This is a genomic window from Peiella sedimenti, assembly GCF_030504955.1.
GTDB lineage: Bacteria > Pseudomonadota > Alphaproteobacteria > Caulobacterales > Caulobacteraceae > Brevundimonas > Brevundimonas sedimenti.
In genome coordinates this window covers 166,634-189,190 of record NZ_JAUKTR010000002.1, presented here as the reverse complement: position 1 = coordinate 189,190, position 22,557 = coordinate 166,634, and the positions used below count along the sequence as shown (strand labels likewise).

Annotated in this window: 27 protein-coding genes; 16 read left to right on the top strand and 11 right to left on the bottom strand. The window is 69.3% G+C overall.

Features of this window, described 5'->3' with window-relative positions:
- The first annotated feature begins 1 nt into the window (after position 1).
- On the top strand, positions 2–973 hold the full coding sequence (locus Q0812_RS05950; protein ID WP_425281553.1) for a type II secretion system F family protein: 972 nt from the start codon (positions 2–4) through the stop codon (positions 971–973).
- On the opposite strand, the gene Q0812_RS05945 is transcribed toward Q0812_RS05950, so the two are convergent.
- Both Q0812_RS05945 and Q0812_RS05940 read right to left on the bottom strand, forming a co-directional pair.
- Positions 945–1,385 (bottom strand): NUDIX domain-containing protein, encoded by a 441-nt coding sequence (locus Q0812_RS05945; RefSeq protein ID WP_302109397.1) that lies wholly within the window; start codon positions 1,383–1,385, stop codon positions 945–947. The two genes, Q0812_RS05950 and Q0812_RS05945, sit on opposite strands and share 29 nt — an antisense overlap.
- A complete protein-coding gene (locus Q0812_RS05940; protein WP_302109396.1) occupies positions 1,366–2,175 on the bottom strand; it encodes a TerC family protein in 810 nt (269 codons plus the stop codon). Before Q0812_RS05940 ends, Q0812_RS05945 begins: the two co-directional genes overlap by 20 nt.
- A 125-nt stretch (positions 2,176–2,300) precedes the next feature.
- Between Q0812_RS05940 and Q0812_RS05935 the strand changes: the two genes are divergently transcribed.
- The 8 genes from Q0812_RS05935 (at position 2,301) to Q0812_RS05900 (ending at position 9,293) form a co-directional block, all read left to right on the top strand.
- On the top strand, positions 2,301–2,993 hold the full coding sequence (locus Q0812_RS05935) for a hypothetical protein (RefSeq protein WP_302109395.1): 693 nt from the start codon (positions 2,301–2,303) through the stop codon (positions 2,991–2,993).
- Positions 2,994–3,173: 180 nt separating this feature from the next.
- Positions 3,174–3,728, top strand: coding sequence for a F0F1 ATP synthase subunit delta (locus Q0812_RS05930; RefSeq protein WP_302109394.1), 555 nt, complete (start codon positions 3,174–3,176; stop codon positions 3,726–3,728).
- A gap of 71 nt (positions 3,729–3,799) precedes the next feature.
- Positions 3,800–5,332, top strand: coding sequence for a F0F1 ATP synthase subunit alpha (atpA, locus tag Q0812_RS05925; protein WP_302109393.1), 1,533 nt, complete (start codon positions 3,800–3,802; stop codon positions 5,330–5,332).
- 35 nt (positions 5,333–5,367) lie between these two features.
- A complete protein-coding gene (locus Q0812_RS05920; protein ID WP_302109392.1) occupies positions 5,368–6,246 on the top strand; it encodes a F0F1 ATP synthase subunit gamma in 879 nt (292 codons plus the stop codon).
- 49 nt (positions 6,247–6,295) lie between these two features.
- Entirely contained in the window at positions 6,296–7,840 is a 1,545-nt protein-coding gene (gene atpD, locus Q0812_RS05915) for a F0F1 ATP synthase subunit beta (RefSeq protein WP_302109391.1), read from the top strand.
- A gap of 133 nt (positions 7,841–7,973) precedes the next feature.
- A complete protein-coding gene (locus Q0812_RS05910) occupies positions 7,974–8,243 on the top strand; it encodes an ATP synthase F1 subunit epsilon (protein ID WP_302109390.1) in 270 nt (89 codons plus the stop codon).
- An 89-nt stretch (positions 8,244–8,332) separates the two neighbouring features.
- Positions 8,333–8,656 carry a DMT family transporter gene (locus tag Q0812_RS05905; RefSeq protein WP_302109389.1) on the top strand — a complete coding sequence of 108 codons (324 nt, stop codon included), beginning with the start codon at positions 8,333–8,335 and terminating at the stop codon, positions 8,654–8,656.
- 88 nt (positions 8,657–8,744) lie between these two features.
- On the top strand, positions 8,745–9,293 hold the full coding sequence (locus Q0812_RS05900) for a hypothetical protein (RefSeq protein WP_302109388.1): 549 nt from the start codon (positions 8,745–8,747) through the stop codon (positions 9,291–9,293).
- Positions 9,294–9,296: 3 nt separating this feature from the next.
- Here Q0812_RS05900 and Q0812_RS05895 read toward each other — a convergent pair whose 3' ends face one another.
- The gene (locus tag Q0812_RS05895; RefSeq protein ID WP_302109387.1) at positions 9,297–10,088 is read right to left on the bottom strand and encodes a potassium channel family protein; all 792 of its coding nucleotides are present in this window, start codon (positions 10,086–10,088) and stop codon (positions 9,297–9,299) included.
- A gap of 57 nt (positions 10,089–10,145) precedes the next feature.
- Between Q0812_RS05895 and dapF the strand changes: the two genes are divergently transcribed.
- The 5 genes from dapF to Q0812_RS05870 all read left to right on the top strand — a co-directional run bounded on the left by dapF (position 10,146) and on the right by Q0812_RS05870 (position 14,491).
- Positions 10,146–10,991 (top strand): diaminopimelate epimerase, encoded by an 846-nt coding sequence (gene dapF / locus Q0812_RS05890; protein WP_302109386.1) that lies wholly within the window; start codon positions 10,146–10,148, stop codon positions 10,989–10,991.
- Positions 10,988–12,259 (top strand): tRNA (N(6)-L-threonylcarbamoyladenosine(37)-C(2))-methylthiotransferase MtaB, encoded by a 1,272-nt coding sequence (gene mtaB / locus Q0812_RS05885; RefSeq protein WP_302109385.1) that lies wholly within the window; start codon positions 10,988–10,990, stop codon positions 12,257–12,259. Before dapF ends, mtaB begins: the two co-directional genes overlap by 4 nt.
- Positions 12,260–12,303: 44 nt before the next feature.
- Positions 12,304–13,254 carry a signal recognition particle-docking protein FtsY gene (gene ftsY, locus Q0812_RS05880; protein WP_302109384.1) on the top strand — a complete coding sequence of 317 codons (951 nt, stop codon included), beginning with the start codon at positions 12,304–12,306 and terminating at the stop codon, positions 13,252–13,254.
- Complete coding sequence (locus tag Q0812_RS05875) at positions 13,251–13,874, top strand: inner membrane-spanning protein YciB (protein ID WP_302109383.1); 624 nt, start codon at positions 13,251–13,253, stop codon at positions 13,872–13,874. Before ftsY ends, Q0812_RS05875 begins: the two co-directional genes overlap by 4 nt.
- Positions 13,875–13,963: 89 nt before the next feature.
- Complete coding sequence (locus Q0812_RS05870) at positions 13,964–14,491, top strand: MarR family winged helix-turn-helix transcriptional regulator (protein WP_302109382.1); 528 nt, start codon at positions 13,964–13,966, stop codon at positions 14,489–14,491.
- A 55-nt stretch (positions 14,492–14,546) separates the two neighbouring features.
- Here Q0812_RS05870 and Q0812_RS05865 read toward each other — a convergent pair whose 3' ends face one another.
- The 6 genes from Q0812_RS05865 to ccmA are packed head-to-tail and all read right to left on the bottom strand — an operon-like array spanning position 14,547 to position 17,591.
- Positions 14,547–14,807 (bottom strand): hypothetical protein, encoded by a 261-nt coding sequence (locus Q0812_RS05865; protein ID WP_302109381.1) that lies wholly within the window; start codon positions 14,805–14,807, stop codon positions 14,547–14,549.
- 34 nt (positions 14,808–14,841) lie between these two features.
- Entirely contained in the window at positions 14,842–15,396 is a 555-nt protein-coding gene (locus tag Q0812_RS05860; RefSeq protein ID WP_302109380.1) for a DsbE family thiol:disulfide interchange protein, read from the bottom strand.
- Positions 15,393–15,548 carry a heme exporter protein CcmD gene (gene ccmD / locus Q0812_RS05855; protein WP_302109379.1) on the bottom strand — a complete coding sequence of 52 codons (156 nt, stop codon included), beginning with the start codon at positions 15,546–15,548 and terminating at the stop codon, positions 15,393–15,395. The genes Q0812_RS05860 and ccmD overlap by 4 nt, the downstream gene beginning before the upstream one ends.
- 2 nt (positions 15,549–15,550) lie before the next feature.
- On the bottom strand, positions 15,551–16,270 hold the full coding sequence (gene ccmC / locus Q0812_RS05850) for a heme ABC transporter permease CcmC (RefSeq protein WP_302109378.1): 720 nt from the start codon (positions 16,268–16,270) through the stop codon (positions 15,551–15,553).
- A 50-nt stretch (positions 16,271–16,320) separates the two neighbouring features.
- Complete coding sequence (locus tag Q0812_RS05845) at positions 16,321–16,986, bottom strand: heme exporter protein CcmB (RefSeq protein WP_302109377.1); 666 nt, start codon at positions 16,984–16,986, stop codon at positions 16,321–16,323.
- Positions 16,983–17,591 (bottom strand): heme ABC exporter ATP-binding protein CcmA, encoded by a 609-nt coding sequence (gene ccmA / locus Q0812_RS05840; RefSeq protein WP_302109376.1) that lies wholly within the window; start codon positions 17,589–17,591, stop codon positions 16,983–16,985. Before ccmA ends, Q0812_RS05845 begins: the two co-directional genes overlap by 4 nt.
- A gap of 161 nt (positions 17,592–17,752) precedes the next feature.
- On the opposite strand from ccmA, the gene acnA reads away from it, so the two are divergent.
- On the top strand, positions 17,753–20,452 hold the full coding sequence (gene acnA, locus Q0812_RS05835; protein ID WP_302109656.1) for an aconitate hydratase AcnA: 2,700 nt from the start codon (positions 17,753–17,755) through the stop codon (positions 20,450–20,452).
- Between the two features lie 71 nt (positions 20,453–20,523).
- Entirely contained in the window at positions 20,524–21,015 is a 492-nt protein-coding gene (locus Q0812_RS05830) for a DUF1993 domain-containing protein (protein ID WP_302109375.1), read from the top strand.
- Here the strand turns inward: Q0812_RS05830 and Q0812_RS05825 are convergent, their stop codons facing one another.
- Both Q0812_RS05825 and Q0812_RS05820 read right to left on the bottom strand, forming a co-directional pair.
- On the bottom strand, positions 21,016–21,537 hold the full coding sequence (locus tag Q0812_RS05825) for a hypothetical protein (RefSeq protein ID WP_302109374.1): 522 nt from the start codon (positions 21,535–21,537) through the stop codon (positions 21,016–21,018).
- Between the two features lie 67 nt (positions 21,538–21,604).
- Positions 21,605–22,510 (bottom strand): hydrogen peroxide-inducible genes activator, encoded by a 906-nt coding sequence (locus Q0812_RS05820; protein WP_302109373.1) that lies wholly within the window; start codon positions 22,508–22,510, stop codon positions 21,605–21,607.
- Positions 22,511–22,557: the final 47 nt, after the last annotated feature.

The window sequence follows — 22,557 nt, the reverse complement described above, 5'->3', positions numbered from 1 at the left end:
CATGGGCTGGATGTCGTATCTCACCGATCCGCTTAACCTCCTGACCATCGGGGTGGCCGTGGCCGCCTTCGCCACCCTGTTCGGCCTTCTGGCGCCGCTGGCCCAGGGCGCGGGCCTGGAAAAGCGCATGAAGGCGGTCTCGGCGCGCAAGGACGAGCTGCGCCGCCGCTCGCGTCAGGCCATGCAGCAGGGCCAGGGCGGGCTTCGCCACACGGACGACGGCTTCAAGAAGCGCGTGGTCGAGCAGCTGAACCTGTCCAAGCTGCTGGAGGATCCCAAGGTCATCGACAAGCTGGCCCAGGCCGGCTTTCGGGGGCCGCGACCGGTCACGACCTTCTACTTCTTCCGCTTCGCCACGCCCTTCATCTTCGCGGCGGTGACGGCCTTCTACCTGTTCGTCATCAACGATTTCGGCCTGCCGGGCATGTCGCGGATCACGGCCACCGTGGCGGGCTTCGTCATCGGCTTTTACGCGCCTAACCTCTACGTCTCGAACGTGGCCCAGAAGCGCCGCGCCTCGATCATGCAGGCCTTCCCTGACGCGCTGGATCTGCTGCTGATCTGCGTGGAGAGCGGCATGTCCGTCGAGGCGGCCATCCAGAAGGTCAGCCAGGAGATCGGCGGCCGGTCCATCGAACTGGCCGAGGAGCTGTCTCTGCTGGGCGCCGAGCTGTCCTATCTGCCGGACCGCCGCCAGGCCTATGAGGGCCTGGCCAAGCGCACGAACCATCCCGGCGTGAAGTCGGTGGCCACCGCCATGATCCAGGCCGAGAAGTACGGCACGCCGCTGGGCACGGCCCTGCGCGTCATGGCCAAGGAGAACCGCGAGCTGCGCCTGTCGGCCGCCGAGAAGAAGGCCGCGGCCCTGCCGGCCAAGCTGACCGTGCCGATGATCCTGTTCTTCCTGCCGGTGCTGTTCGTGGTCATCCTGGGCCCGGCGATCATCAAGATTCAGGACGTGCAGGGCGGCTAGCCGCCAGGGCGGCGAGGGCCGCGCGCGCCGCGGCGGTGAGCGGCTGGGGCGGGTCGGCCGGATCGAACCAGCTCAGGCCGGCATGCTTGTCCGGCTCCATCAGCCTGGCCTCGCCCTCGAAGCCCGACACCCGATAGATGGGCGAGACCCAATGGCCTCCGTCAAACTGTTCGCAGACCGTGAGCAGGCGCATGCCGCGGGCGATCAAGCCCGTCTCTTCGTGAAGCTCGCGGGCGGCCGCGGCCTTGAGCGGCTCTGCGAAATCAAGCTTGCCGCCGGGTATGCCCCAGCAGCCGGCCTCGGGCGGGCGCCGCCGCCGGATCAGCAGCACGCGGCCCCGGGCGTCCAGGACCACGCAGCCGACGCCGGCGCGGGGCGACTCGGCGGGCGGCTCAGTGGCCGCCCGCGTCACCGTTCGCGGCCTTCCTTGCGGCGGACTTGCGCGACCAGATGTTCAGCGCCTCCACCCCGGCCGAGAAGGCCATGGCCGTATAGATATAGCCCTTGGGCACATGCACGCCGAAACCGTCGGCGATCAGCACCATGCCGATCATCAGGAGGAAGCCCAGGGCCAGCATGACCACGGTGGGGTTCTTGGCGATGAAGTTGGCCAGCGGATCGGCCGCCAGCAGCATCACGGTCACGGCGGCCAAGACCGCCACCACCATGATGGGCAGGTGATCGGTCATGCCGATGGCCGTCAGGATGGAGTCGATGGAGAAGACCAGGTCCAGAAGAATGATCTGGAAGATGGCGGACCCGGCGTTGGCGATCAGCACATCCTTCTTGTCGAGCAGGTCGTGGTTCTTGCTGGGCACGGGATCGACCGTGTGGTGGATCTCCTTGGTCGCCTTCCAGACCAGGAACAGGCCGCCGGCGATCAGGATCAGGTCCTTCCACGAGAAGGCCGTCTCGAAGGTGGGCTCTCCGTGGGGGCCCGTTCCGCCGCTGATCCCCAGGTCGAAGACCGTCTGGGTCAGGCCCACCAGCCAGGCGATGATCGACAGCAGCGCCAGGCGCATGATCAGGGCCAGGCCGATGCCGATGCGGCGCACGCGCTGGCGCTGATGCTCGGGCAGCTTGTTCGACAGGATCGAGATGAAGATCAGATTGTCGATGCCGAGCACCACCTCCATGATCACGAGGGTCACGAGGGCGGCCCAGGCGGCGGGATCGGACAGCAACGGCAGGATGGCGTCCACGAGCGGGTCTCCGAAATGAGGGGGCCTCGCCTCTATCGGGACGAAGCCCGGGCTTGGCAAGCCCGGTCCTTTGGACCCCGGCCGTTCCGTGTTTGATGCGGAACGAAGGATTTCAGGACGCCGCCATGCCGAACCGCCGCGAGATGATGCTGGGCGCCGGGGCCGTCCTGGCGACGGCTGGAACCGTCCACGCAAGCGATAGCGAGGGCTGGGCCGCCGCCATGCGCCTTGTCGACGCCACGGGAGGCGCGGAGGCGTGGCGGCGCATCTCGGGCCTGCGCATCGCCGCGCGTCATTATGAGACCGAGGTCGAGGAGCCCTACGACAATCTCATCCTGATGGACCTGGCCCGCCCGCGCATGCGCCTGATGGGCCGTAGCGCCGCCATGGACAGGGCCCGCGTCATTGACGGCGAGCGCGGCGTGCGGCGCAGCGAGATCCGGCCGGCCGGCCCTATGACGCCCGAGCAGGTGCGCGGCGACCTCGACTGGTGGGAGGCCCATGTCTATCGAAACATCTGGCGCCTGGCGCACCGCGACCCCCAGTTGACGCCGCGCCTGGGCGCCGACGGGCGCCTGGAGCTGTACCGCCCCGACGGGCGCCGGCTCATGTGGTATCGCCTGAACCACCAGGGCGAGCCCGTCCACTTCGCCGCATTTGACGCGGAGCACGGCACGGTGCTGGGCCCCTTGAGCGAGCGGGACGGCGGCCTCAGGTCGCCCGTCTGGACCACCCGCTTCGACGGCACGTTTCGCGTATCGATTACGGAATGGACCGGCCTTGCATCGCTGGACGGCGTCGACTTCCAGAACGTGTGACTCCGCCGTCGCTCCGGTTGCCCCCCGGAAACTTCAGTGCTATCAGGCGCGCGGCTTCGGGCGGGGTGGTTCGCAAGGATCGCCTCCGAACGTGCTTTTCTCTGGCAGCTCAAGCCTTTAGCCGTCGCGGTTCCTGCCGCGACGGGTCTCGTGAACCACACCCTGATGGGCGGACCAAGCGTGGCTGACGACTTCAAGACGAGCGAAGTGGGCGAACGTTACGCCCAGGCGCTGTTCGACCTCGCCCTGGAAGAGGGCGCGCTGGACGCCGTGCGCGCCGATCTGAAGGGGCTGAAGGCCGCCCTGGACGGCAGCGCGGACCTGCGCCGTCTGATCGGCTCGCCGACCTTTTCTTCCGAGGACAAGGGCAGGGGCCTGGTGGCCGTGGCCGCCGCCCGCGGCTCAACCATGACCACGGCCAAGTTCCTGGGTCTGCTGGCCCAGAACGGCCGCGCCGGCGCCCTGCCGGGCGTCATCGCCAGCTTCGAGAAGAAGTGGGCCGCCCACACCGGCGTCGTTTCCGCCGAGGTGACCAGCGCCGCCGCCCTGTCTCACGCCCAGCTGGCCCAGGTGACCAGCGCCCTTCGCCAGGCGCTCGGCAAGGATCCGGAGCTGTCGCTTCGGGTCGATCCCGCCCTGCTCGGCGGCCTCAAGATCAAGATCGGCTCGCGCCTCTATGACGCCAGCCTGAAGACCCGCCTCGACCAGATGAAGTTCGCCCTCAAGCGAGCCTGATCCACCCCTTCAACGACCAGACCTTCGCCGTACGGCCCCAACCGGCCAGGACCAGACGAAAAGAGCCAGCCATGGACATCCGCGCCGCCGAAATCTCGGCCATCCTGAAGTCCCAGATCGCCAACTTCGGCGAAGAAGCCGACGTGTCGGACGTGGGCACCGTGCTGTCGGTGGGCGACGGCATCGCCCGCATCCACGGCCTGGACCAGGTTCAGGCCGGTGAAATGGTCGAGTTCCCCAAGGCCGGCGTGAAGGGCATGGCCCTGAACCTGGAGCGCGACAACGTCGGCGTCGTTATCTTCGGCTCCGACGCTGAAATCTCCGAGGGCGACGAAGCCCGCCGCCTGGGCGAGATCGTGGACGTGCCGGTCGGCAAGGGCCTGCTGGGCCGCGTCGTCAACCCGCTGGGCGAGCCCATCGACGGCAAGGGTCCGATCCAGGCCACCGAGCGCCGCCGCGTCGACGTGAAGGCCCCCGGCATCATTCCCCGCAAGTCGGTGCACGAGCCGGTGCAGACGGGCCTGAAGGCCATCGACACCCTGATCCCGATCGGCCGCGGCCAGCGCGAACTGATCATCGGCGACCGCCAGACCGGAAAGACCGCCGTGGCCGTCGACGCCATCCTGAACCAGAAGAAGGTCAACCAGGGCGACGACGAGAGCGCCAAGCTCTACTGCATCTATGTGGCCATCGGTCAGAAGCGTTCGACCGTGGCCCAGATCGTCAAGACCCTCGAGGACAACGGCGCGCTGGACTACACCATCGTGGTCTCGGCCACGGCGTCCGAACCCGCCCCGCTGCAGTTCCTGGCGCCCTTCGCCGGCTGCGCCATGGGCGAGTGGTTCCGCGACAACGGCATGCACGCCCTGATCATCTATGACGACCTGTCCAAGCAGGCCGTCGCCTATCGTCAGATGTCGCTGCTGCTGCGCCGTCCGCCGGGCCGCGAAGCCTATCCGGGCGACGTCTTCTATCTGCACAGCCGCCTGCTGGAGCGCGCCGCCAAGCTGAACGAGGACAACGGCGCCGGTTCGCTGACGGCCCTTCCGGTCATCGAGACCCAGGCCAACGACGTGTCGGCCTACATTCCGACCAACGTGATCTCGATCACCGACGGCCAGATCTTCCTTGAGACGGACCTCTTCTATCAGGGCATCCGTCCGGCCGTGAACGTGGGCATCTCGGTGTCGCGCGTGGGCTCCTCGGCCCAGATCAAGGCCATGAAGCAGGTCGCCGGACCGATTAAGGGCGAGCTGGCCCAGTACCGGGAGATGGCCGCCTTCGCCAAGTTCGGCTCGGACCTGGACGCCTCGACCCAGAAGCTACTGGCCCGCGGCGAGCGTCTGACCGAGCTGCTGAAGCAGCCCCAGTACGCGCCGCTGGCGGTGGAGGAGCAGGTGGCGGTGATCTACGCCGGCACCCGCGGCTATCTGGACGGCATCGCCACCAAGGACGTGGGCCGCTTCGAACAGGCCCTGCTGTCGCGCCTGCGCACCAGCCACACCGACTGGCTGGACGCGGTCCGCACCGGCAAGACGCTGACGCCTGATCTGGAAACCCAGCTGAAGTCGATCCTGGACGACCTCCAGAAGACCTTCGCCTGAGCCGTTAGACCCCGGGACACGAACACGGAGCCGACATGGCCAGCCTGAAGGACATGCGCAATCGGATCGGAAGCGTGAAAGCCACGCAGAAGATCACGAAGGCCATGCAGATGGTCGCCGCCGCCAAGCTGCGCCGCAGCCAGGACGCGGCCCAGAACGCGCGCCCCTACGCCGAACGGATGGCCTCGGTCATCTCGAATCTGGCCGCCGGGATCACGGGCGAGGGCGGGCCGGTCCTGCTGAAGGGCACGGGCCGCGACCAGAAGCATCTAGTGGTCGTTTCGGCCGCCGACCGCGGCCTGGCGGGCGGCTTCTCGTCATCCATCGTGCGCGCCGCCAAGGAGCACATCGAGACCCTGCAGGCCCAGGGCAAGCAGGTGGCGATCCTGACCGTCGGCAAGAAGGCCGTGGCGCCTCTGCAGCGCATGTTCCCGGGCCAGATCGTGCAGAGCTTCGATCTGTCGGGCTCGCGCACCGTCAACCTGGAGACGGCCCAGCCGATCGCCGAGGAGATCGCCCGCCGCTTCGAGGCCGGCGAGGCCGACGTGGTCACGCTCTTCTACAGCCGCTTCAAGTCGGTCATCAGCCAGCAGCCCAGCCGCCGCCCGCTGATCCCCGCCGCGGTCGAGGGCGAAGCCGCCCCCATCGACCTGGGCGGCGCCGCCTATGAGTACGAACCCTCGGAAGAGGAAATCCTCGAGACCCTGCTGCCGCGCAACCTGACGACCCAGGTTCTGTCGGCCCTGCTCGAGAATCAGGCCGGCTTCTACGCCTCGCAGATGACGGCCATGGACAACGCCACCCGCAACGCCGGCGACATGATCGCGGCGCTGACCCTTTCCTACAACCGCCAGCGTCAGGCGCAGATCACCAAGGAGCTGATCGAGATCATCTCCGGCGCCGAAGCGCTCTGACGAACACCCTTACCGCCCGCACGACGACCTGAAGAAACGGACCGAAGCCATGGCCACCGCCACCGCCGCCAAGAAGCCTTCCACCCGCAAGCCCGCCGCCCCCAAGAAGGCTGCGGCCAACACCGCCGCCGTCGCCTCCGGCGAGGCCACGGGCCGCATCGTCCAGGTCATCGGCGCCGTCGTCGATGTCGAGTTCGAGGTCGGCCATCTGCCCGCCATCCTGACGGCGCTGGAGACGACCAACACCGACCAGCGCACGGGCGAGCCCTTCCGCCTGGTGCTGGAAGTGGCCCAGCACCTGGGCGAGAACACCGTGCGCACCATCGCCATGGACACCACTGAAGGCCTCGTGCGCGGCCAGCCGGTCGTGAACACGAACGAGCCCATCATGGCGCCCGTGGGCCCGGGCACGCTCGGCCGCATCATGAACGTGGTGGGCGACCCCATCGACGAGGCCGGTCCGATCAAGACCGACATGTATCGCCCGATCCACAAGGAGGCGCCCTCCTTCGAGGAGCAGTCCACCTCGGCCGAGATTCTGGTCACGGGCATCAAGGTCATCGACCTGCTCTGCCCCTACACCAAGGGCGGCAAGATCGGCCTGTTCGGCGGCGCGGGCGTCGGCAAGACCGTGACCATGCAGGAGCTGATCAACAACATCGCCAAGGCCTACGGCGGCTACTCCGTGCTGGCCGGCGTCGGCGAGCGCACGCGTGAGGGCAACGACCTCTATCACGAGATGATCGAGTCCAACGTGAACGTGGACCCGGCCAAGAACAACGGCTCCACCGAGGGCTCCAAGTGCGCCCTGGTCTACGGCCAGATGAACGAGCCCCCCGGCGCCCGCGCCCGCGTGGCGCTGACCGGCCTGTCCATCGCCGAGTACTTCCGCGACGAGGAAGGCAAGGACGTGCTGCTGTTCGTCGACAACATCTTCCGCTTCACCCAGGCCGGCTCGGAAGTGTCGGCTCTGCTGGGCCGCATTCCCTCGGCCGTGGGCTATCAGCCCACCCTGGCCACCGAGATGGGCAACCTGCAGGAGCGGATCACCTCCACCAACAAGGGCTCGATCACCTCGGTCCAGGCCATCTACGTGCCCGCCGACGACCTGACCGACCCGGCCCCGGCCACCTCCTTCGCCCACCTGGACGCCACGACCGTGCTCAGCCGCGACATCGCCGCCCAGGCCATCTTCCCGGCCGTGGACCCGCTGGACTCCACCAGCCGGATCATGGACCCGCTGGTGATCGGCGACGAGCACTACGCCGTGGCCCGCCGCGTGCAGGAAATCCTGCAGCAGTATCGCGCGCTCAAGGACATCATCGCCATCCTGGGCATGGATGAGCTGTCCGAAGAGGACAAGCTGACCGTGGCCCGCGCCCGCAAGATCCAGCGCTTCCTGTCGCAGCCCTTCTTCGTGGCCGAGCAGTTCACCAACTCGCCGGGCAAGTTCGTCTCGCTGGAAGAGACCATCTCGTCGTTCAAGCGCATCTGCGACGGCGAGGGCGACGCCCTGCCGGAACAGGCCTTCTACATGGTCGGCGGCTTCGACGAGGCGGTCGAGAAGGCCCAGAAGCTGGCGGCCGAGGCGTAAGGGCGGACGGATTTCATCCGCTCATTCCCGCGAAAGCGGGAACCCAGTTCTGTCCAGCCGGACGCTGTGGTCTCTGGAAAGGTCTGGATCCCCGCTTCCGCGGGGACGAGCGGGTAGAGAAGGATAAGAGTTGATGGCCGGAAAACTGCACTTCTCCCTGGTCGCGCCCGAGCGCGAGGTCTTCTCCGGCGAGGTCGATCAGGTCGACGCGGCGGGCGTTGAGGGCGACTTCGGCGTCCTGCCCGGCCATGCGCCCTTCATGACCGCCCTGCGCGAAGGGCCCGTCACCGTGCGCGACGGGAACCGCACCCGCGTCTTCGAGGTCAAGGGCGGCTTCGCCGACGTGACCCCCCAGGGCCTGACCATCCTGGCCGAACAGGCCTCGGAAGCGGCGGCGTCCTAGACGGCGGAACAAGGGGCCACGTCCCCGCCTTCGTAAGCCGAAGGTCTGAAGTCCGGGACGGCCCGGCGTCTGGTTGGAAGGAGGCTGTCATGGCCTGGCTCCTGCTCGTCGTCGCCGGTCTGTTCGAGGTCGTCTGGGCCTATTTCATGAAGCAGTCGGCGGGCTTCACCCGCCTGTGGCCCAGCGTGGCGACGCTGGGCTTCATGGGGATCAGCTTCGCCCTGCTCGGCGTCTCGATGAAGACCCTGCCCATGGGCGTGGCCTACAGCGTCTGGACGGGCATCGGCGCCGTCGGCGCGCTCATCGTCGGGGTGCTGGTGCTGCACGAGCGGCTGAACGCGCTGCAGGTGCTGGCGGCGGCGCTGATCGTGGGCGGGCTGGTGCTGATGCGGGTCTCCACGCCCCAAGCCTGAGACAGCCGCTTTCATCCGGTGCGGTGAAAACGAAATCCTCCATCGCGCGCGGGAGCCATCATGGCGGCCCACGTGGATGGAGGAACCCATGTTCGCAGCCCTGATCGCCGCCGCCGCCCTGTCCGCCTCAGGCTGCGATTTCGGAAGCCGCACCGCCGACGCGCCGGCCGAACTGGATCAGTACGCCTTCCTGATTGGCGACCATGAGATTCAGATGCGCTTCTGGCGCCCCGAGGATCAACGTTGGGGCGATCGCGTTCTCAGGGCCCGCTGGGTCGGCCGCTGGGTCCTGGACGGTCATGCTATCGCTGACGAATGGTTTGGCGCGATCCCGGAGGGAGCCTCGGGACCCAGCGTGCTGGGCTACAACGTGCGCATGTGGGACGCCGCCAACGGACGCTGGTCGAACATGTGGATGACCACGGCCCAGCCCCAGGTCCAGGACCTTCCGTCCGAGATGCGCGATGGCCGCATGGTCATGTGGCAGGCCCATCCTGCTCCAAGCCCTGAATGGAAAGCCGAGTTCGAGGTCCACGCTGATGGAAGCTGGACGCGGACCCAGTATGTGTCTGACGGCCAGGGCGGATGGACGCCGCAGTTCAAGCTGGACGCCCGCCGTCGGACGACCTGCGGCTGATCCCTAGTCGTCGTTCGGAATATCCAGGATCTGGCCGCAGGCCTTGCAGTGCACGGCGTCCGGGTCGTGGCGCTGAAGTCCGCAGGTCTGGCAAGGGTGCAGCACCTTGTGGGGCCGCAGCATGGTCTGGATCAGGCGGATGAACAGGCTGACCCCCGCCAGCATGATCACAATGGACAGCAGGCGCCCCCAGACCCCGGGCAGGAGGATGTCGCCATAGCCCGTGGTCGTCAGGCTGGTGACGGTGAAATAGAGGGCGTCCACATAGCCCGAGATGCCCTCGTAGCGGCCGATGAAGCTGGTGTAGACGAAGCCCGTCACCACGAAGACAAAGGTGACCAGCGTTCCGGCCGTCTTGACGATCTCCTCGATGCGCGTGTCGTCGTAGCGCCGGCCCACGGTGCGCCAGAAGAACTCGCTGTGGATCAGGGTCCACAGACGCAGCACGCGCAGGAAGCCCAGATTGAACAGGGCGTCCGGGAACAGCAGGGTCAAAAGCACGAACAGGTCGACCCAGACGATCGGCCGCTTGAGGAAGTCTCTCAGCCCGCCCCAGGCGATGGCCCGGGCGGCCAGGTCGGCGCTGAGCAGCAGCAGCACCAGAATGTCCAGCGTGTAGAAGGCCCAGCCGTAGTCGCGCAGGATCGGCGCGGCGATGAAGAAGGCGATGATCGCCAGGTCGACGATGATGACGCCGAACCGGAAACGCACGGCCGCGGGCGACGAGCCGTGATACAGCGCCCGCAAGCGCGCGCGCAGTCGCAGACCCTTCCCGTCCTGTTCGGCGGCCTTCATGACCCCGCATAACGCGCCGGTCTGACGAAGGCCACGATTTCCCTTATATGTCGGCCGATGGCGCGGACCTCCTATGTGAAGATGAACGGGGCCGGCAACGACTTTGTCGTGGTCGACGCCCGCGCGCGCGCCTTCAGCCCCACGCCCGATCAGGTGCGGGCCATCTGCGATCGGGCCACGGGCGTCGGCTGCGACCAGCTGATCGCGCTGGAGCCGTCCCAGACAGCGGACGTCTTCATGCGCGTGTGGAACGCCGACGGCGGACAGGTCGAGACCTGCGGCAACGCCCTGCGCTGCGTGGGCTGGCTGGCGGTCCAGGCGACCGGCCAGGCCGAGGTCCGCATCGACACCCTGGGCGGGCCGACCCTGGCCCGGGCGGCGGGCGAGGGGCGGGTCACGGTCGATATGGGCGCGCCCCGGCTGGCCTGGAACGAGATTCCGCTGGCCGAAGAGATGGACACGCGCGGGATTGAGCTGCAGTTCGGCCCTATCGACGCGCCCGTGGCCCACACGCCCGGCGCCGTCTCCATGGGCAATCCGCACGTGGTCTTCTTTCTGGATCACACGCCGGACGACGGCTTCGTGAAAGGGGCGGGCTCGCTTCTGGAGCGCCACCCTCTGTTCCCGGAAGGGGTCAATGTCGGCTTTGCCCACGTCCTGGGGCCGGACCGGATCCGTCTGCGGGTGTGGGAGCGCGGGGCGGGCCTGACCAAGGCCTGCGGGACCGGCGCCTGCGCCGCCCTGGTGGCCGCGCACCGGCGTGGCCTGACCGGCCGCGCCGCGACCGTTCAGGTGGACGGCGGCGAGCTGTTCATCGACTGGCGCGAGGTCGACGGCCATGTGCTGATGACCGGCCCCGTTGAGGTTGAGGGCGCCGGCGTCCTGCCCGGCGTGGCGGCATGAGCCTGGAGGTTCTCACCTTCGGCTGCCGGCTCAACGCCCACGAAAGCGACCTGATGCGCGCCCGGGCCGAGGCCGACGGCCTGTCTGATGCGGTGCTGGTCAACACCTGCGCGGTCACCGCCGAGGCCGTGCGCCAGGCGCGTCAAGCCATCCGCAAGGCGCGGCGGGACCGCCCCGACGCTCCGATCATCGTCACCGGCTGCGCGGCCCAGGTGGACCCGGACGGCTTCATGGCCATGCCGGAGGTCAGCCGCGTGGTGGGCAACGGCGACAAGACCCGGCCCGGCGCCTATCGGCTGACGCTTGAGGCGCCGCGCGTGCGCGTGGACGATGTGATGAGCGTGCGCGAGACCGCCTCGCACATCGCCGGCGACCTGACGCCCCCGCCCGGCGAACGCGTGCGCGCCTATGTGGAGATCCAGAACGGCTGTGATCACCGCTGCACCTTCTGCGTCATTCCCTATGGCCGGGGGAACAGCCGCTCGGCCCCCGCCGGCGAGGTGGTGGAGCGGGTGCGGGCCCAGGCCGACCAGGGCGTGAAGGAGGTGGTGCTGACCGGGGTCGACCTGACCAGCTGGGGCGCGGACCTGCCGGGAACGCCGACCCTGGGCAATCTGGTTTCTCGGGTGCTGAAGCTGGTCCCGCACCTGCCGCGCCTGCGCCTGTCATCCATCGACGCGGCCGAGATCGACGAAGACCTGCTGGGCTGCCTGGCTGAAGAAGAGCGGCTCATGCCGCATCTGCATCTGTCGCTGCAGCATGGCGACGACCTGATCCTGAAGCGGATGAAGCGACGGCATCTGCGCGCCGACGCGCTCAGGCTGGTGGAGCAGGTGCGGGCGGTGCGGCCCGACGTGGCCTTCGGCGCCGACCTGATCGCCGGCTTCCCGACCGAGAGCGAGGAGGCCTTCGCCAACCTGCTTTCCCTGCCCGAGGCGGCGGGCCTCAGCTGGCTGCACGTCTTCCCCTACAGCCCCCGGCCCATGACGCCGGCGGCGCGCATGCCCCAACTGCCGCGCGAGGTGGTCAAGGCGCGGGCCGCCGCCCTGCGCGAGGTCGCCGCCCGGGTCCAGGCGGCGCACCTGGAGCGCCAGACCGGCCGCGTGCTCGAGGCTCTGGTCGAGCGGCCCGGGGTCGCCCGCGCCCCCGACTTCACCGAGATCGCCGCCCCTGAAACACGGTCGGCGGGTGAGCTGATGGCCCTGGAGATCACCGGCCACGACGGGCAGCGGGCGCTGGGCCGCGCGCTCGTGGGCCTGGCGGCGTGAGCGGGCCGCGTGACCTGCGCCCCGGCGGGCGCTAAGGACGCTGCATGACCGATCAACCGAAGAAGGGCTGGTTCGCCCGCCTCACCGAAGGCCTGTCGAAGAGCTCGCGGCAGATCACCGAGGAGGTGGTCGGCGCTTTTGTGAAACAGCCGCTGGACACCGCCGCGCTGGAGGCGCTGGAGGAGCAGCTGATCGAGGCGGACCTGGGCCCGGCGGCGGCGGCGCGCATCGCCGCGCGCATCGGCGAGCTGCGCTTCGGCAAGGCGTCGGACGACCGCGAGATCAAGGAGGCCCTGGCCCAGGCCGTGGCCGAGGAGCTGAAGCCCAACGAGGCCAGCTTCGATCCCCTGTCCGGGCCCAAGCCCTTCGTGGTGCTGTTCGTGGGCGTGAACGGCTCGGGCAAGACCACGACCCTCGGTAAGATCGCCGCCGACCTGACCCGCAAGGGGGCCAAGGTCATGGTGGTGGCCGGGGACACGTTCCGCGCCGCGGCCGTGGGCCAGCTGCGCATCTGGGCCGAGCGCGCGGGGGCGGACTTCGAAAGCCGTTCTGACGGGGCTGACGCGGCCGGTCTGGCCTATGACGCCTATGAAAAGGCGCGGGCCGAGAACTACGACGTGGTGCTGATCGACACCGCCGGGCGTTTGCAGAACAAGCAGGCCCTGATGGACGAGTTGCTCAAGATCATTCGCGTCCTCAAGAAGATCGATCCGGAGGCGCCGCACGAGGTGCTGCTGGTGCTGGACGCCACGGTCGGCCGCAATGCGCTGGCCCAGGAACAGATCTTCGGACGCACGGCTTACGTATCGGGTCTGGTGATGACCAAGCTGGACGGCACCTCGCGCGGCGGAGTGCTGGTGCCGGTGGCCAACGCCTCGGACGCGCCGATCAAGCTGATCGGGGTGGGCGAGGGGATCGAGGATCTGCAACCGTTCGACGCGCGGGCCTTCGCCCGCTCGCTGGCCGGGCTCGAAGACGAAGGAACCGGCCGATGAGCCAGCCTGTCGACAATCCCAAGGCGCGGGGCATCCGCTCGGCGGTCGATTTCGGGGCGCTCCTGGCCTTCATGGGATCGTTCATCTTCCTGCGCGTCCGGGGGGTGGAGCAGGCCGAGGCCATGATTCAGGCCACCTGGGTGCTGGTCGGCGCCTCCATCCTCGCCCTGTTGGTGGGGTGGCGGGTCGAGCGCCGGCTGGCCCTGATGCCGCTGATCACCGGGGTCTTCGCCCTGGTTTTCGGGGCCCTGACCCTGATCTTCCACAACGCCGAGTTCGTGAAGATCAAGCTGACCGTGCTGAACGGCATGCTGGCGGCGGCCCTGTTCGGCGGCGTGCTCCTGGGCAAGAACCCGCTCAAGGCCCTGCTGGACGGCGCCCTGACCCTGCCAGACGCGGCCTGGCGCACCCTGACGATCCGCTATGGGTTCTATTTCCTGGTCGTGGCCATCGCCAACGAGGTGGTGCGCAACCTGGGCTCGGAAGACCAGTGGATGCAGTTCCGCATGGTGCTGTGGTTCGCCGCCGCCGTCTTCGGACTGGCCCAGGTGCCCTTCATCATGAAGCAGATGAAGGCCGCTGTGGCCGAGCCCCCGCCCTCGCCCGACACAGGTCTTTGATCCGGACGCTTTCATCCGCCTGCTGAACGCCTGTCGTCATTCCGCAATGCGCGGCTGCTAAGGCGGCTAGAGCGTACGGGGGATCGATCATGGCCAAGGACAAGAAGCGCAAGGGCCCAGAGGGGCTGGACCGCTCGCACAGCCACCTGCTGCACCGGGCGCTGCAGCGGGCCCTCGATCTCTATGCGGAGGAGGCGGGCGCCGACGCCCCCAGCCAAAGGCAGTTCGCCGTGCTGTCGGCCTGCGCGGAGCGACCCGGCCTGACCCAGACCGATCTGGTGGCGGCCACGGGCATCGACCGCTCGACCCTGGCCGAGCTGGTGTCGCGCATGAAGGCGCGGGGTCTTGTGCTGCAGGAACGCTCGGCGAGTGACGCCCGGGCCAAGACGGTGACGCTGACGGCCGAGGGCCTGGCCGCGCTGGAGAGCCTGAAGCCGCGCGCGGCGGCGGCGGACCGACGCATTCTGGAGGCGCTACCGCGCGGCAAGCGCGAGGGCTTCCTGCGTCTCTTGGCCCTGGTCTGTGAACCGGCCGAGGCCAAGCCGGAAAAGGCCGCCAAGCCCAAGAAAAAGAAGGCCAAGGCGGCCAAGGTCGCGCTGAAGGCGGACGCCGCCTAGATCCCGGGCCGAGTCTGAGACCAGACGAAGCGCGGTCCGCTGGACCGATTTCGACCTAAACCCTGATGTCGAGCAGCGAGCCTGGGCGCATGTCCCGCGCGGGCTGGCCCGAAGCCGCCGGGGCCGTAGCGGCCGGCTGAACCGTGCCTTGGGCCGGGGGCGCGGCGGCCGGAGCCGCCTGGCCGAGGGCCTGGGCGAAGAAGGCGCGCTGGGCCTCGCGCGCACGATCCAGGGCCGGGCTCAAGGCGGCTGGGTTCGGCGGGGCCGCGCCGGCTGCCTGCGGCGGCGTGAACATCTGCGGGCGGATCGGCGTCATGACCGATGCTTGCCTCGGGCCGGCAAAAATAGGGTTAACGCGACCTTTCGGACTGGCGCCGCGCCTGCTCCGCCCTCGCCTGTTCCAGCAGGTTGGAGACGTCCGCTTCGGAGACGAGGGGCCCCGACGCCTTGGCCAGCACCGTGCCGTCCGGCCCGGCGACGAAGGTCTCGGGCACGCCGGTGATCCCCAGCTCCAGCCCCGCGCGCCCCTCCGGATCGGTCAGCACCACGGCGAAGGGATCGCCCAGCTCGGCCAGAAAGGCCCGGGTCGCCTCGGGCCGGTCCTTGTAGGCGACGCCCACCACGCGCACGCCGCGCGTCTGGAGCGCGGTCAGCTGGGGGTGCTCGACCCGGCAAGGCACGCACCAGGAGGCGAACAGATTGACCACGGTCAGCTGACCCTCGACCGTATCGATCAGGCGTTGCGGCGGGCCTTCGCCCAAGGGTTCAAGGGCGATGGCGGGCAGGGGTCTGCCGACCAGTTCGTCCGGGCGATAGGTGGGATCGCGCTTGAGCGAGAAGAAGACGAACAGGGCCGCCAGGGCCGCGAGCGCCGCCAGCGGCAGAAACAGCACCAGCCGCTTCAACGCGGACGCTCCTGGTCCAGCTTCTCGGCCTCTCGGCGCCAGCGGCGCGCGGCGATGAGAGCGCGGGCGGCCAGGGCGCCCAGCACGATCAGGCTGATCCCCCAGGCGGGCCAGACGAAGGCGGCGTAACGGCCCATGTCGAAATCAGGCATGGTCAGGCTCCGGCGGCGGCGCGGGCGCGGGCGGCGACCACCCTGCGGCGGTCCACCTCGGTGCGGATGCCCGTGATCCAGAGCGCCAGGAACAGCGCCCCGTAGGCGGCCATCATGGTCAGAAGGGCGGGCAGGAAGGCGCCGTCGATGCTGGGTCCGTCGGCGCGGATAAGCGAGGCGCGCTGGTGAAGCGTGTTCCACCAGTCCACCGAGAAGCGAACGATGGGCAGGTTGATCAGGCCGACCAGGCCCAGCACGGCGGCGCTTCGCGCGGCGCGGGCCTCGTCGTCGATGGCGGCGCGCAGGGCCATGTAGCCGAGATAGAACAGGAACAGGATGAAGACCGAGGTCAGGCGCGCGTCCCACACCCACCAGGTCCCCCACATGGGCTTGCCCCACAGCGACCCCGTGATCAGGGCCAGCAGGGTGAAGGCCGCGCCGGGCAGCGCCGCCGCCCGGGCCGCCGCATCGGCCAGGGCGTGGCGGAACACCAGGGCGAAGAAGCTGGAGACGCCCAGCGCCGCATAGGCCCCAAGACCCAGCGTCGCGGCCGGCACGTGGACGAACATGATCCTGACCGTGTCGCCCTGCTGATAGTCCTCGGGCGCGGTGAAGCTGAACCAGGCGCCCAGCGCCAGCAGCACGCCCGCCGCCGCCCACAGAAGGGGGACCAGGGGCCGGGTGAAGGCCATGAAGCGCTGCGGATTGGCGAGGCCGAACATCAGGCGCTGTTTAGCCGGGCGCGACAGTCTTCGCCATGGGGTGCACGAGCCTACCCCTGGGCCGCGCGGACGGCCGCCGCGCCCGCCAGCGGCGTCAGGGCCAGCGCGAAGAGGGTGTAGGCGATAAGCAGGATCAGGGCCGGGCCGAAGTCCCCGCCGCCCGCCGCCTGGGCCGTGGCCGCCGCCCCAAAGATCAGCGGCGGGATCAGCAGCGGCAGCACCGTCACGGCGATGAGCAGGCCGCCCCGGCGGGCGCCCAGCGCCAGCGCGGCGCCCAGGGTTCCGGTCAGGGTGAAGCCCAGCCCCGCGATCAGGGCGGCCAGCAGGATCATCGGTGCGGCCCCAGCCGGCGCGCCCAGCGAGACCGCGCAGACCGGCGCCGCCAGGGCCAGGGGGGCGCCGTTCGCCAGGAAATGGGCCAGGGCCTTGATCAGCACCACGGCCTCCAGCGGCGCGGGCCCCAGGCTGAGCAGGTCCAACGACCCGTCGTCCAGGTCGCGCTCGAACAGCCGTTCCAGAGAGAGCAGCGAGGCCAGGGCCAGGGCCAGCCAGGTGATGGGCAGGGCCGCCTCCACCAGGGCGCCCGGACCGGCGTCAGACGCCAGGGGCGGCAGCACGGCGGCGCAGGCCAGGAAGCCGCAGGCCATCAGCGGCCCCCCGCCGCCCTGCCAGGCGCCAGTGATTTCGCGCCGGATCAGCTGGGTCAGGGCGCTCATACCGACAGCTCCAGCGTCCGCGCCAGACCATGCGCGGGCTCGTGGGTGGCGATCAGGGCCAACCCTCCTGCGGCGGTGTGCTCCGCGATCAGCTCGGCCAGCACGCCGCGCCAGCGCGCGTCGAGCGGGGCGCCCGGCTCGTCCAGCAGCCACAGGGGCCGGGGCGCCGCGACCAGCCGGGCCAGGGCCACGCGCCGCCTCTGACCGGCGGACAGCTTGCGCACCTCAAGCTCGAGCAAAGGCTCCAGGGACAGCCGCTCGACGGCCGCCTCGGCCGCCCCGCCGCCCAGCCAGGCGGCGTGAAAGGCCAGCTCGTCGCGCACGCGGGCGCCGGGCCTCAGGCCGTCCAAATGGCCCAGCAGGTGGATTCGCCGCCGCGCCGTCTCGGCCTCGATCTCGGCGCCCGCCGCGTCCGTGAAGCGCACCGTCCCCTCGGCCGGGCGGATGAAGCCGGCCAGGGCCCGCAGCAGCGAAGTCTTGCCCGCGCCGTTGGCTCCGGTCAGGGCCACGGCCTGGCCGGCCTCCAGCCGCGCGTCCAGGTCTTGGAACAGGCTGCGATCGCCCCGCGCGATCCCCAGACGGCTCATCTCGACGGCCGCGATCACGTGCACGCCCCGCGCGGCGTCTCGACGCAGGCGCCCTGCGCGCGTATGAAGCGGCCAGCCGCAGCGGGCGACCGCCGCGTGCGCGGGCGCCCTGTGAGCCCCGCGTGACGCGCGATCCCGCAACCGGATTGTCGGGCGGCTACGACCAGAAGGAACACTCCATGCCGTCCATCGACAGCCTTTCCACCCGCCGGGACCTTTCCGTCGGGCGCAAGAAGTACGTCTATTACAGCCTCGCCGCCGCCGAGGAAGCCGGTCTTTCCGGCGTCTCGCGCCTGCCGCGCTCCATGAAGGTGCTGCTGGAGAACCTGCTGCGCCACGAGGACGGCGTCTCCGTCAAGCGCGAGGACGTCGACGCCGTCGCCGCCTGGCTTGAGAACAAGGGCAAGGTCGAGCACGAGATCAGCTTCCGCCCGGCCCGGGTGCTGATGCAGGACTTCACCGGCGTGCCGGCGGTGGTGGACCTGGCGGCCATGCGAGACGCCATGGCGGCCCTGGGCGCCGACCCCGAGAAGATCAATCCGCTGAACCCGGTGGATCTGGTCATCGACCACTCGGTGATGGTGGACCACTTCGGCACCGACTCGGCCTTCAAGCGCAACGTGGACCGCGAGTACGAGCGCAACATCGAGCGCTACCGCTTCCTGCGCTGGGGCTCGTCGGCCTTCAATAACTTCCGCGTGGTGCCGCCCGGCACGGGCATCTGCCACCAGGTCAATCTGGAGCATTTGGCCCAGACCGTCTGGACCGCCGCCGAGGGCAAGGCCACCGTCGCCTATCCTGACACCGTGGTCGGCACCGACAGCCACACCACCATGATCAACGGCCTGTCGGTCCTGGGCTGGGGCGTGGGCGGCATCGAGGCCGAGGCGGCCATGCTGGGTCAGCCGATCCCCATGCTGATCCCCGAGGTGGTGGGCTTCAAGCTGACCGGCCGCCTGCCCGAGGGCGCGACCGCCACCGACCTGGTGCTGACCGTCACCCAGATGCTGCGCAAGAAGGGCGTGGTGGGCAAGTTCGTGGAGTTCTTCGGCCCGGCCCTGGCCCATCTGACCATCGAGGACCAGGCCACCATCGCCAACATGGCCCCGGAGTACGGCGCCACCTGCGGCTTCTTCCCCATCAGCCGAGCCACCATCGACTATCTGACGGCCACCGGTCGGGACAAGGCGCGCGTAGCCCTGGTCGAAGCCTACGCCAAGGCGCAGGGCCTGTGGGACGACGGCGAGGGCGAGGCCCCTGAGTTTAGCGACCTGCTTGAGCTGGACCTGTCCGAGGTGCAGCCCTCCCTGGCCGGCCCCAAGCGGCCCCAGGACCGCGTGCTGCTGACGGAAGCCGCCGCCGAGTTCAACGCCGCCCTCTCGGATGTCTTCGGTCGCCCGGCGGAGGCCGCCCGCGTGCCGGTCGAGGGCGAAAAGTACGACCTGGGCGACGGCGACGTGGTCATCGCCGCCATCACCAGCTGCACCAACACCTCCAACCCTTCGGTGATGATCGCCGCGGGCCTGGTGGCCAAGAAGGCGCGCGAGCTGGGCCTGACGGTGAAGCCGTGGGTCAAGACCTCGCTGGCCCCCGGCTCCCAGGTGGTGACGGACTATCTGGAGGCCTCGGGCCTGCAGGACGATCTGGACGCCATGGGCTTCAACCTGGTGGGCTATGGCTGCACCACCTGCATCGGCAACTCGGGACCCCTGCCCGAGGCGGTGTCGGCGGCGGTGAACGCGGGCGACCTGGTGGCCTGCAGCGTGCTGTCCGGCAACCGCAACTTCGAAGGTCGGGTGAACCCGGACGTGCGCGCCAACTACCTGGCCAGCCCGCCGCTGGTGGTGGCCTACGCCATCGCCGGGTCCATGCGCCTGAACCTGTCGACCCAGCCCATCGGCCAGGACAAGAAGGGCAAGGACGTCTTCCTGAAGGACATCTGGCCGACCTCGGCCGAGGTGGCCGAAGTGCAGCGCAAGGCGGTCACCGCCGAGATGTTCGCCAAGCGCTACAAGGACGTCTTCAAGGGCGACAAGCACTGGCAGCAGATCAAGGTCGAAGGCGGCCAGACCTACGCCTGGGACGATACCTCCACCTATGTGCGCAACCCGCCCTACTTCGAGGGTCTGTCGATGGAGCCCAGGCCCGTCGAGGACATCATCGAGGCGCGGGTGCTGGGCGTGTTCGGCGACAGCATCACCACCGACCACATCAGCCCGGCCGGCTCGATCAAGACCACCAGCCCGGCGGGCAAGTATCTGTCCGAGCGCCAGGTGCCGGTCACCGAGTTCAACTCCTACGGCGCGCGCCGCGGCAACCACGAAGTGATGATGCGGGGCACCTTCGCCAACATCCGCATCCGCAACAAGATCACGCCCGAGATCGAAGGCGGCGTGACCAAGCACTTCCCGTCCGGCGAGGTCATGTCGATCTACGACGCGGCCATGCGCTACCAATCCGAAGGGCGTCCGCTGGTTGTGTTCGCGGGCAAGGAGTACGGCACCGGATCGTCGCGCGACTGGGCGGCCAAGGGCACGCGCCTTCTGGGCGTGCGCGCGGTGATCGCCGAGAGCTACGAGCGCATCCACCGTTCCAACCTGGTCGGGATGGGGGTCGTGCCGCTGCAGTTCAAGGTGGAGGGCTGGACCAAGCTGGGCCTGACCGGCGAGGAGATCGTCACCATTCGCGGCCTGTCCGACGCCAACATCGGCAAGCTCAAGCCGCGCCAGGAGCTGTGGGTCGAGCTGTTCCGCCCGTCGGACGGCAAGATGGCCCGCTTCCCGGTGCGCTGCCGCATCGATACCGAGACCGAGATGGAATACTTCCGCTCGGGCGGGGTGCTGCCCTTCGTGCTGCGCAACCTGGCGCGGGGCGACTGACAGACCAGGAGGGCGGGCTTCGGTCCGCCCTTCTTCGTTTCCAGCCAGATTCAATCGCGGAGGAGGCGGCCATGCCGACCATGTACGAAGCGTCCGTGCCGCTTTTCCTGCGCGGGCTGAACAGCCTGTCGGGCCTGCTCGACAAGGCCGAGCCGCTGGGCGAGCGCCTGCTCGACCTGACGCTCATCGAGGACATGCGGCCCTTCAAGGCCCAGGTGCAGATGGCCTGTTTCTCGGCCCGGGCCTGCGTGGCGCGGCTGGCCGGCGTGGAATGGCCGCGCACGGCCGACGACGAGGCAAGCCTGGACGACCTACGCGCCACGCTGAAGCTGACCATCGATTTCCTTGAGAGTATCCGGCCCGAACAGCTGGAAGGCGCCGAAACCCGGGCCGTCTCGATGACCCTGCCCAGCCTGACGCTGAACTTCGAGGGCTGGGGCTATCTGTCCAGTTTCGCCCTGCCCAACTTCTACTTCCACCTGAGCATGGCCTATGCCCTCCTGCGCCGCGAGGGCGTGGAGATCGGCAAGCGCGACTTCCTGGGCCAGATCGCCCTGGTCTGATCACCCCCGCGTGGCGTTCCACGGGCCGGACCGGCGCGGATTGCGGCCGAAGGCCTCTTCGCACAGGGCGCGGCCGTACTCCTCGGAAACCATCATCTGCCGGTCGCCCAACAGGGCCGGGACGGCGCCGCCCGCCTGGGTGGCGACCCGGATCGGGTAGCGGCCGACGACCTGCCGCGTCTGGGGATCGACGAACTCGGCGGTGGCGGCCAGGGTGTGCATGCCATCGCCCCGCACCACGGTCTCCAGGCGCCCGGCGCGGTCCAGATCATCCACATGCAGGCGCAGGTTCAGGGTGCGGTCGCCGGTCATGCAGCGGCGCAGCTCCTCGCCCACCTCGTCGGTGAAGGTGTCGGAGAAGTCGTCCTCGGCCATCAGCCAGTCGCTGGACATGGTGATGGTCCCCAGGCGCGCCTGATCCCGCAGGGCCGGGTCTAGCGCCATCGGCGGGCCGCCCGCGACCACGGGCGCGCAGGCGCAGAGCGTGAGGGCCGCGAACGTGGCGGCGGCGATGCGAGACATGTGGCGATCCCCATAAATACAGCGATGCCCGATAAAGCGCGGCCGTTCTGAACGACGGCTGAACATCCTAGGCCACGAGCGGGGTGGTCGTCTCGCGCATCAGCTCGGCCAGCATGCGGCCCTCGGCCGCGCGGGATGAGCCGGCGCGCCAGGCCACGACGATCTCGCGCACGGGCGCCTTGGCCGACAGGGGGCGGACGGCCACGCGCTCGTCGTCGGCGAGACCCGCCTCAACCGCCATCCTCGGCACGAAGCTGACGCCCAGGCCTGAACCCACCATCTGCATCAGGGTATGCAGGCTAGTGGCGGCGAAGACGTCCTCGCCCTTGGGCGCCTCGAGATTGCAGGCCGCCAGGGCGTGATCGCGCAGGCAATGGCCGTCCTCCAGCAGGATCAGGTCGTCGCGCGCCAGCTCCCTGGGGTCGATCGCCGCTCCGCCCGCCAGTCGGTGACCCGCCGGAGCGGCGGCCAGGATTTCGTCCTGGCCCATGGGGGCGACCGCCAGCCCTGTCAGATCGTAGGGCAGGGCGATGACGGCGGCGTCCAGCGCTCCCGCCTTGAGGGCCGAGACCAGGCGCGGGGTCAGGTCCTCCTTCAGATAGAGCCGCAGGTCCGGGTGCCGCCGCCGCAGCACCGGCAGCACGCGCGGCAAGAGGAACGGCGCGATGGTCGGGATCACGCCCAGGCGAAACCGTCCCGACAGCGGCTTGCCCGCCGAGCGCGCCGCCTCGACCAGATCCTCGGCGCCCGCCAGCACCTCGGTGGCGCGGCGCACGGCCTCCTCCCCCACGGGCGTCAGGATGACCTGGGTGCGGCTGCGCTCCACCACCGGAGCGCCGAGGGTCCGCTCCAGCTCCTGGATCCCGGCCGACAGGGCGGGCTGGCTGACATGGGCGGCTTCGGCCGCGCGGCTGAACGAGCCGTGCTCGGCGAGCAGTTTCAGATACTGGAGCTGGCGCAAGGTCGGGAGCATGGCCGTAAAATAATCTGTAGTTATGCTGAAACCAACAACAATCGATT

What these genes read in the sequence shown, in the direction of transcription:
- Q0812_RS05950 (WP_425281553.1), top strand. Translation starts at nt 2, where the DNA reads ATGGGCTGGATGTCGTATCTCACCGATCCGCTTAACCTCCTGACCATC.
- Q0812_RS05935 (WP_302109395.1), top strand. Translation starts at nt 2,301, where the DNA reads ATGCCGAACCGCCGCGAGATGATGCTGGGCGCCGGGGCCGTCCTGGCG.
- atpA (WP_302109393.1), top strand. Translation starts at nt 3,800, where the DNA reads ATGGACATCCGCGCCGCCGAAATCTCGGCCATCCTGAAGTCCCAGATC.
- Q0812_RS05920 (WP_302109392.1), top strand. Translation starts at nt 5,368, where the DNA reads ATGGCCAGCCTGAAGGACATGCGCAATCGGATCGGAAGCGTGAAAGCC.
- atpD (WP_302109391.1), top strand. Translation starts at nt 6,296, where the DNA reads ATGGCCACCGCCACCGCCGCCAAGAAGCCTTCCACCCGCAAGCCCGCC.
- Q0812_RS05910 (WP_302109390.1), top strand. Translation starts at nt 7,974, where the DNA reads ATGGCCGGAAAACTGCACTTCTCCCTGGTCGCGCCCGAGCGCGAGGTC.
- Q0812_RS05905 (WP_302109389.1), top strand. Translation starts at nt 8,333, where the DNA reads ATGGCCTGGCTCCTGCTCGTCGTCGCCGGTCTGTTCGAGGTCGTCTGG.
- Q0812_RS05900 (WP_302109388.1), top strand. Translation starts at nt 8,745, where the DNA reads ATGTTCGCAGCCCTGATCGCCGCCGCCGCCCTGTCCGCCTCAGGCTGC.
- Q0812_RS05895 (WP_302109387.1), bottom strand. Translation starts at nt 10,088, where the DNA reads ATGAAGGCCGCCGAACAGGACGGGAAGGGTCTGCGACTGCGCGCGCGC.
- dapF (WP_302109386.1), top strand. Translation starts at nt 10,146, where the DNA reads ATGGCGCGGACCTCCTATGTGAAGATGAACGGGGCCGGCAACGACTTT.
- mtaB (WP_302109385.1), top strand. Translation starts at nt 10,988, where the DNA reads ATGAGCCTGGAGGTTCTCACCTTCGGCTGCCGGCTCAACGCCCACGAA.
- ftsY (WP_302109384.1), top strand. Translation starts at nt 12,304, where the DNA reads ATGACCGATCAACCGAAGAAGGGCTGGTTCGCCCGCCTCACCGAAGGC.
- Q0812_RS05875 (WP_302109383.1), top strand. Translation starts at nt 13,251, where the DNA reads ATGAGCCAGCCTGTCGACAATCCCAAGGCGCGGGGCATCCGCTCGGCG.
- Q0812_RS05870 (WP_302109382.1), top strand. Translation starts at nt 13,964, where the DNA reads ATGGCCAAGGACAAGAAGCGCAAGGGCCCAGAGGGGCTGGACCGCTCG.
- Q0812_RS05865 (WP_302109381.1), bottom strand. Translation starts at nt 14,807, where the DNA reads ATGACGCCGATCCGCCCGCAGATGTTCACGCCGCCGCAGGCAGCCGGC.
- ccmD (WP_302109379.1), bottom strand. Translation starts at nt 15,548, where the DNA reads ATGCCTGATTTCGACATGGGCCGTTACGCCGCCTTCGTCTGGCCCGCC.
- ccmC (WP_302109378.1), bottom strand. Translation starts at nt 16,270, where the DNA reads ATGTTCGGCCTCGCCAATCCGCAGCGCTTCATGGCCTTCACCCGGCCC.
- Q0812_RS05845 (WP_302109377.1), bottom strand. Translation starts at nt 16,986, where the DNA reads ATGAGCGCCCTGACCCAGCTGATCCGGCGCGAAATCACTGGCGCCTGG.
- acnA (WP_302109656.1), top strand. Translation starts at nt 17,753, where the DNA reads ATGCCGTCCATCGACAGCCTTTCCACCCGCCGGGACCTTTCCGTCGGG.
- Q0812_RS05830 (WP_302109375.1), top strand. Translation starts at nt 20,524, where the DNA reads ATGCCGACCATGTACGAAGCGTCCGTGCCGCTTTTCCTGCGCGGGCTG.
- Q0812_RS05825 (WP_302109374.1), bottom strand. Translation starts at nt 21,537, where the DNA reads ATGTCTCGCATCGCCGCCGCCACGTTCGCGGCCCTCACGCTCTGCGCC.
- Q0812_RS05820 (WP_302109373.1), bottom strand. Translation starts at nt 22,510, where the DNA reads ATGCTCCCGACCTTGCGCCAGCTCCAGTATCTGAAACTGCTCGCCGAG.